This is a genomic window from Vibrio sp. PNB23_22_6 (genome assembly GCF_052877535.1).
In genome coordinates this window covers 1-905 of the sequence record NZ_JBNFXP010000067.1, presented here as the reverse complement: position 1 = coordinate 905, position 905 = coordinate 1, and the positions used below count along the sequence as shown (strand labels likewise).

The window sequence follows — 905 nt, the reverse complement described above, 5'->3', positions numbered from 1 at the left end:
TGAGAGAAGCAGCTTGCTTATTGGTGATGTAACCTAACTCAGGCACATTACTGATTATCGATGCCGCAGCGATGTTTCCGATGCCTGGAACACTTTGTAATAATGTATTTTTAGCCTGATGTTCAGGGCTATTTTCAATAAGCTTCACGAGTTTATCTTCGATTTTTACCACCTGGTTTTTGATTGCTGTCAGGATAGGTTTTAACGTCGAATGTAATGATTTAGGCAGGATCTGGATTCGGTTTTTCTCCATCGTCTGCATGGATAACAGTTGGTTTCTGCGGATGACTAAGTCACTCATTAGTCGAATGTTTTCAGCTTTGATTAAGGTAAGCTCAGGTTTTATGGCTTCGGCATAATGAGCAATTAACTCAGCATCAAGTCGGTCATTTTTAGCTCTACGTCCAATGGCACCAGCAAAGCGCTTGATATGAACGGGGTTGGCACGAACGATAGGAAGCTTTGCTTCGGCACATGCTAAGACAAATGGCATTTCTAAGCGACCGGTTGCTTCAATCACGACTCTATCAGGTGAGTGCTTTTGGATGGTATTTACTGCACTTTTTATCCCTTTCTCAGTATTCTCGACAGAGAAAAAGAGTTCAATAGGTCTTATATGGATATCTAATTGTGTTTTGCCAGTATCAACACCAACGTAGATATTTTGATTCATTTTTGTATTCATAATAAGCTAACTCATGCTTGCGTAATGCGGGTTCGAGACCCAGTCGACTATTCGAGGTTTATGCTTGGAGTCCTATGTAGCGTTCATGTTTGTTATCGGTCTCTCAACAGAGGAGCCAGCGTTTAAACGAACTACTACATGGAAAGCTTTAGTTGCAGCTAAAGCCTGGGTCTCACATTACCCGAAACTGGTCGATTTAGAGGGATAATTTCCCATACAA

1 protein-coding gene is annotated in these 905 nt (G+C 41.4%); it reads right to left on the bottom strand.

The window, feature by feature from the left end; genetic code table 11:
- The coding region (locus ACVA54_RS19640) for an IS110 family transposase (RefSeq protein ID WP_446644611.1) at positions 1–685 on the bottom strand (685 nt) is incomplete at its 3' end.
- Positions 686–905: the final 220 nt, after the last annotated feature.